Source organism: Oligoflexus sp. (genome assembly GCF_035638955.1).
In the GTDB taxonomy this organism is placed as follows: Bacteria; Bdellovibrionota_B; Oligoflexia; order Oligoflexales; family Oligoflexaceae; genus Oligoflexus.
The window spans coordinates 1-6601 of the sequence record NZ_DASQYZ010000303.1 but is presented as its reverse complement, the minus strand read 5'-3'; the positions used below and the strand labels follow the sequence as shown (position 1 = coordinate 6601).

The following is a 6601-nucleotide window of genomic DNA, read 5'->3' as shown; positions in this document are numbered from 1 at the left end:
GGGTAAAATTATTGAAATTGCTGGCAGACGTGGCGTCGTCTGCCATGTGACAAACAAACGTTGCTGGGTGTTACATGATGGGGATCAAGTTGCAACGGGCTATTCGTGGCGGCGGATTTACCTCTCCCTTTCCTCGCGCTTGCATACTGTCGATAGCAGCGGCACCGGGTAAGACAGAAATTTGTTTATTGTGGCTTGAATATGTGCGCACCCAAAGCAGGACAGCGCATGGAACAAAGGGAGCCTTGCATGGAACATTCAACATCGAAACAAAAATTCTCACCTGACAGTTGCACCATTCTTCCGCAGATGCTTAAGGTGCTTCCCCCTTTTGTTATCAGGGAGCTTCAGCAGCAGAACAAAGCCCGTCAGCAGCTGGGCCTCAGCAGTATACACATAAAAATTTGCAACTGCCTCCAATGTGGACGCCCATTTCAATCAGTCGGTCGCCGAAATTGTGGCTGTGTGACAGCTCCAGCTCCAATCCTTTCCGGCCTTGAAGTCATTGATTGACAGCCACAATAACCTATGTTGGCAGATATTCGGACCGGGGCGCGTACGATTGCTTTGAAAAAGTTCAAGGCCTCTGCCTACGTGTTGCAGGTGCAAGGTGGGTACAGAAGCCCTTGCTAACACAAAGGCCATTTGATCAGCAAATGGATACGATAGTTACCCGGCAGACAGCTTCAATGGCCCAACAAGCAACAAAATGAAACTCAATAAGTCCCTGGGCCTATTTCTCCTGGGTTCTGGTGCAGCCACAGAAAAATATAGAGCAGAATCCCCAAAACCATACCCCGTCCCTTTCAGCGGGCTGGTTATAGTATGAAATCTTGGAGCCGGATGCGACGTTTGAGCTTCTGACGTCAGCACTCGCCTCGTATTGATCGGCCAGGGAAAAGGAAAAACGTATGTCAGACTGCATTGAAAAAACCTCCTGAGGAGGAGGATTGCATCCCCCAGGAGGCGGCTTTTAGTCAATCATATTGATGATTTGATGAATCCCTAAGCATTCTGTCCGGGGCCCTGGATTGCAGACCTGTCAGGACCGTATTTTCAACCTCGACATCGCAGCCGATTTCCGACTTGAGAAAGCGCGTAATCATGGAAAGAGTATGTTCAATAGGTCTGAAGGATGGCTTTTATCCTATAGTCGACGTTTGCCATGCAAGCGTCTCCTCCGCCCCCATCGAAGCACACGTCCCATGCCGCAAGTGAACCCTCATAATTTTGACCTGAGCGGCTTAAATCGATGTCCCCTTCAGGGGTTACGGAATAATACTGGCCTGTCCAGACATTCATATAAAGCCCGCGAGACCCTGGAACCTGCATAAATGAGCTTTGCACGGCTGCATTATTAATCCATTGACCAAGTGAAGCCCATGGTCGGACTCCTCTAGTAATGGGCCCCTGGTAGATATTGAACGGCAAACTCTGTGCTAGTGCGTATGATTGAATCAGGATGGTGGCGCTGGCAAATGTTAAGATTGCAAGGATTTTTAGCTTCATGAGGGACATCCTTTCAAGTTAAGACATCGCGTTTGACTTAAAAAGATCTACATGATCTTCCATCCCACAAGTTAAACATTGTATGAATTTATCCTTAAAATCAAATGCATCAATCATTTCAGCAAGTCGAGCAAGGCGATGGGAATTAGCCATTATCAAAAAACAGTAGAGGTTCTTAAAGTTTAACCATGGAAACTCGTCTCCGACGTAATTCAGTGTGCACAAGGTACAATTCCTTCTCACGATACCTTTGAATATCACGGAATGTGTCACTCGAGCGGCACCGATGAGGTTGAGAATGCCTCCAGCTATGAGCTTCACTCCAGCCCGATTCAGGCGCTATGAGCCCTATTCGTAGTCAGTAATAGAAAACGACGCATTTCATCGATGCTCAGGACGAGCTGGGCCGCATTGAGGCGAATGGCTTCGGCAGGAATGCCCGGAACTACACATTCCGCGAGGTCTTGTACGAGGGTTGTGGCACCTTGATTTTTTAGAAGCAGGAGGGCTTCGGCCCCATCTTTGCCCATTCCGGTCAGAAGGATGGCCAGAAACGACACTCCTTCGATGCGGGCTGCAGAACGAAACAGGACGTCAATGCTGGGCTTTTGTCCAAATTGCGCCGCGAGACAGTCATCTGATGATATCCTTAGTCCATTGGATCCTTTACTAAGCGTTAGATGCACATCGTCTGGCGCCATATAAAGGTGACCAGACTGGAGCGGCGTAGGTCCGGAAATCTCGGCAATTTTTAGTTCCGCGGCTTTGCCGATGCGCATGGCAATAGCTTTGGCAAAATTTTTAAGGATATGCTGGACAACCACAATCGGCGGATGACCAGGACCGAGCCGTGCCAGCAAACGGCAAATTGCCTCGATGCCGCCGGTACTGGCTCCGATCAGGATCACATCAAATTTGTTTTTCTGTCGATGAAAATTCGCCTGACGTAACTGCATCTTTGCAGTTTCGACCGGCGGAGCCGCAATGCGCACCACCGCCTGGACTCGATCAAGCAGTTCATCAAGTTCCAAACGCAGCCCTGATTTTGGAAAATAATCCGTCAGTCCTTCCGTGAAAGATTCAACCACCGCGGATTTTTCACTGTCGGAAAAATCACTGACAATGAACACGGGCTTTCGCATACCGGCCTTGCGTTTACGACGCAACCAGGCAATACCGTTTTCGCTAGGCATTTGCAGGTCCAGAGTGATCACTTGAGGGTCAAGTCCTTCTGCAAAAATATTTTCAGCAGCCTGCGTGTCTTCTGCCTCAAAGCATTGAAAACCCCGTGCGTTAAATCCTTTCACAAGCAGCTGCCGAGCTGTGAAGGAATTATCGATCACCAACACGCTTGGCTTTGTTTTTTCATGGCGAGTCACAGAAGGCCTTCCATGATCTACAAAGATCGATTCACTCACAGGCCGAAGTTTGGCATCAAGGCCGAGGGCCGCTTCGGAATGCCCAAGACAAAGACGACCTGACGGAAAAAGCTTTCCTGCCAACCGCTGAACGGTCTTTACCGATTGCTGAGGCTGAAGGTAGATCAATACATTGCGGCAGGCAATCCAGTGGTAAGGACCCCGTTTTGGCCAGTTTTCCGGCTTGCTGAGGTCGGTTACGGAAAACCTCGCGCGGCGAAGAATGTCCTGGCAGACGATTCTTTCATGGGATGTGGTCGCCAGGCTCATTGATGCCAGCAAGGATTGCCAGGGTTCAGTCATGCCGTGTGGACTTTCAAAACGGCCGGTCTGCGCTTTCTCGATGCTGACTGGGTCGATATCCCATCCTTCCAAACTATATTGAAAAGCAGGGTGCCGTCGTCTGAAGTATTCCAGAAGCATGCCGAAGGAAAAAAGCTCCTCGCCCGTCGAGCATGCGGCAGACAGGAAAGCGAAGGTCTCGTTACTGCTCTGTCTATAACGGCCATTCAAATAATGTGCAAAGGCCTCAAAATGCGGCTCCTCTCGAAACCATGACGTGGTATGAATGGTCAAAGCGGAAATAAGCTCCCCATATTCACGATCATTGATTTCTGCAATTTTCAGGTAGCTTCCGAGATCAGATGCACCCAACTGCCGCATGCGACGCAGTACATTCTGCACCAGTACTTCATATCGTGCTTCGCTGTTGGCGCCGGTCAAGCGCCTGGCCGGCCTAAAGAGAAAGTCCTTTTCTTCTGTGCTCAGAATCATGCCGCGGACTCATCTTTCCGATCGGGGCTCTTGCTCCTTTCAGATCGCTCAGCCAGACGTTCAAGAAGACGATCGTCCAGCTGGGTTTGCGATGGCGTATGCAAAGGATCCAGGCCAGCTCCCCTTTCAGTGTCATTGGTTCTTTGAAGAGCAGGGATGGTCGAAACCACGGCGGGGCTGTCATCTGTTTCATCAGTCAGGAAGCAGCGGAGCTTGCGGGAAAGTCCAAAAAACGATGAAGCTTCCCGCGACATCTCGCCTGCGAGCCTTGCGCTTTCGCTGGATATGGCATTGGTACTTGATGTGGCAATATTCATCTGATCAAGGGCAATGGAGGATTGCTTGATACCAAGCGATTGTTCCTTGGTGGCTTCGCTGATTTGCCCGAAGGCGATCACTATCTGGCTGGTGGCTTCCTTGATTTCAGTGATTGAAGGGTTTCCATGCTTAGATCCATCTTGATTCCGATTTTAAATTGGCATCATGATTCAGTTCAGGTATGCGATTGGTTCGCCGGCTTTCAAACAAAACACAGAGCCTGTCGGCGGTAAAATCGCCTCGACCAGATCTCTCCCGGCATCGCAGAAGCTATCGGCCTTTTTATTAATTTCCGGATTCAATGAGCTGATCCCTTTGAGTCTCTGCTGCACTAATTTTGCAATGCCATAGGCTGTAGTCACGGATTTTTGTATAGCGTGTGAATTCCGCTGCCTGTCGTCCATCTCTTCAAGCTGCAGCTTTCTAACGGTAACGCTGTACTGATGGCATTCAAAAATATTTACGCCGGCAAACTCAAACTCAGCAACGCAGTGCCGATATTTTTTCTTTCCCTTGCCTTTTGTTTCGATGAAGTCAACAGATGCCTTAAACCTGGCTTTAGATTCCGTGAGCTGCCGATCCTTTGTCTTCAAAGTTTCGAGCAGTTTTAGGTTGATACTTGCCAGTTCTTCAGCATGCTGTGCGACGGAATCTCTTTCGCTTTCATAACGGTCCCGTTCAGCCGACACTCGATTGAATTCCGCGAGTGTGGCGTCATGCTTTGCCTGCAACTCTGCAAGAATCGGCTTCAGTGCAGCCAGCTCGCGCGCGTCATTCCAAAGTTGCCGATATACTTCCCACGCTTCTTCGGTATTGATAACTTTGACAAGAACTTCAATGCCTTCACGGGATAGGAAGAGACCCCCGTGAGATTTGATAGGAATTATATTCGAGTTTTTAAGTGTATGCTTTATGTGCGCAGACAGTGTGCGCGCACATACGGCTTGCTTTTTGATGTGATGGCGAATGGTACTTTCAGCCACATTAAGCAATTCCGCCAGCCGAGTTGTGGTCAGACCTTCTTCGCTGTCAAATCTGATCAGTCGGGCGAGCCGGGCTTCACCATTGATCACTATCTTTCTATCTACGATTACTGGAATCGAATTCAGTGCAAATACCGTCATATTATTTCCTCTAAAAATGGTTCCCTTGCTGTCACATCAAGTTTGCCTACTTCAATGTCAATCCACCCGGGGACACCCATGGGCGCGTACTTCTTTAAGCACCGCCCATCCACAATCCGGCTGTCGTTTACCCAGAGAATTCCTTCCAGTGCGTCCCCGATTAATTTTTCAATATTGTCGCAATCGGGTTTGGTCGCAGCATAAACCTCGTGCTTTTTTCCTTTGGGTCTGGTCCTGTAGGCGTTGATTCTCAGAAAGATGGGACCATCGATGGGTTCACCCGGATATTGAGCCCGGACAATGCCTGCAATCTCCTCCATCCGGCGCCGGGTATCGGGATGTTTGAAGACATGCCCATTCTGATTTCTGCGAGCTTCCTTTTTCCCCTCCGGTTCCAGAGGTATGGTAAACTTTAAGAACAACAGAAAGTTTTCAGTATCTCTTTGGCGCCCGCCCGCGAATGCAGCGGGGCGGGTTTTTAATTCCAGCGTGCAAATTTTTCCCACTTTCAGCCCGCGCGTCCGTGATAAGCTTTTAAAGTCTCGCAAATCTCTGGAGCTTCTACGCAGAAGCCTTGCCGCCCGGACACATAACGGGGGCTTTTTCCTATTTTGAAAATCATATTGCCGGCCTTTCAGGAAATGGTTAGGATTGAGCCCGATAGCGAACCCAAGACTTCATAGAACTACACTTCATGCTCGCCCTTTTGGGGGCGAGCTGTTTCAATACGGGATATCCCCGAGATCATCAGTACCGAAGACACCTTCGACGTTTGGATCTGTGCCTGAACGCTTCCTTGGTGTGACAGGCGGACTTTCCTCGCGTTCACGTCGCCTGTCCAGAAACTTCACCACCTCGGCGACAACATCCGCCTGATACCTTTTCTGCCCGTTTTGATCATCCCAGGATCTGGTTTCCAGACGACCCTGGACATAAAGTTGTGAGCCCTTGCTGCAAAATTTAGCCACATTCTCAGCCTGCTTTTTCCAAAAGGCAATGTTGTGCCACTCGGTTTTCTCCTGCCGCTCACCGTCTTGATTGGTCCAACTTTCAGTAGTGGCGAGACCCACCCGGCACCAGGGAACTCCGCTTTGCGTGTGCTTCAGCTCCGGCGATTTTCCGAGTCTGCCAACGAGAATGACGAGGTTTACGCTGCTCATGCGTTACGAGCCGCCTTTCCGCTGAAATAGCCAATCACAAAACCACTTGCAAAGACGGCAAACGGAATCAGGAATAGAAAAATGATGGTGGCAATCAGGCTCTGTCGCAAACATTTCCAAGGTCGAAGTGAGTTTCTGAAGGGATCATTCCCCGGACGCAATTATCCTGCCAGGGCGTAAAACTGTTCGAATGGTTTGGAGCCCCGGATGTCCAGCTGGCCTTTCTTGATCATGGCCATCATCTCGATTCCGGCAATGATTTTAGCGGCCGACATGAATGTTTTAAAGCCCAGCATCG

General features: G+C 49.6%; 6 protein-coding genes. All 6 read right to left on the bottom strand.

What is annotated here, in order from left to right; all coding sequences use genetic code 11:
- Positions 1-1119 precede the first annotated feature (1119 nt).
- Positions 1120-1509: a hypothetical protein gene (locus VE954_RS27665; RefSeq protein WP_324958991.1), complete on the bottom strand. Its 390-nt coding sequence runs from the start codon at positions 1507-1509 to the stop codon at positions 1120-1122.
- A 332-nt stretch (positions 1510-1841) separates the two neighbouring features.
- A complete protein-coding gene (locus VE954_RS27660) occupies positions 1842-3701 on the bottom strand; it encodes a chemotaxis protein CheB (RefSeq protein ID WP_324958990.1) in 1860 nt (619 codons plus the stop codon).
- On the bottom strand, positions 3698-4099 hold the full coding sequence (locus VE954_RS27655) for a hypothetical protein (RefSeq protein ID WP_324958988.1): 402 nt from the start codon (positions 4097-4099) through the stop codon (positions 3698-3700). Before VE954_RS27655 ends, VE954_RS27660 begins: the two co-directional genes overlap by 4 nt.
- 90 nt (positions 4100-4189) lie before the next feature.
- Entirely contained in the window at positions 4190-5143 is a 954-nt protein-coding gene (locus tag VE954_RS27650; protein WP_324958986.1) for a hypothetical protein, read from the bottom strand.
- Entirely contained in the window at positions 5140-5565 is a 426-nt protein-coding gene (locus VE954_RS27645) for a RusA family crossover junction endodeoxyribonuclease (protein ID WP_324958984.1), read from the bottom strand. Before VE954_RS27645 ends, VE954_RS27650 begins: the two co-directional genes overlap by 4 nt.
- 300 nt (positions 5566-5865) lie before the next feature.
- Positions 5866-6303 (bottom strand): single-stranded DNA-binding protein, encoded by a 438-nt coding sequence (locus VE954_RS27640; protein ID WP_324958982.1) that lies wholly within the window; start codon positions 6301-6303, stop codon positions 5866-5868.
- Positions 6304-6601: the final 298 nt, after the last annotated feature.

Bases quoted from the DNA above. Each gene is read 5' to 3' on its own strand.
- VE954_RS27665 (WP_324958991.1), bottom strand. From the start codon at position 1,509: ATGAAGCTAAAAATCCTTGCAATCTTAACATTTGCCAGCGCCACCATC.
- VE954_RS27660 (WP_324958990.1), bottom strand. From the start codon at position 3,701: ATGATTCTGAGCACAGAAGAAAAGGACTTTCTCTTTAGGCCGGCCAGG.
- VE954_RS27650 (WP_324958986.1), bottom strand. From the start codon at position 5,143: ATGACGGTATTTGCACTGAATTCGATTCCAGTAATCGTAGATAGAAAG.
- VE954_RS27640 (WP_324958982.1), bottom strand. From the start codon at position 6,303: ATGAGCAGCGTAAACCTCGTCATTCTCGTTGGCAGACTCGGAAAATCG.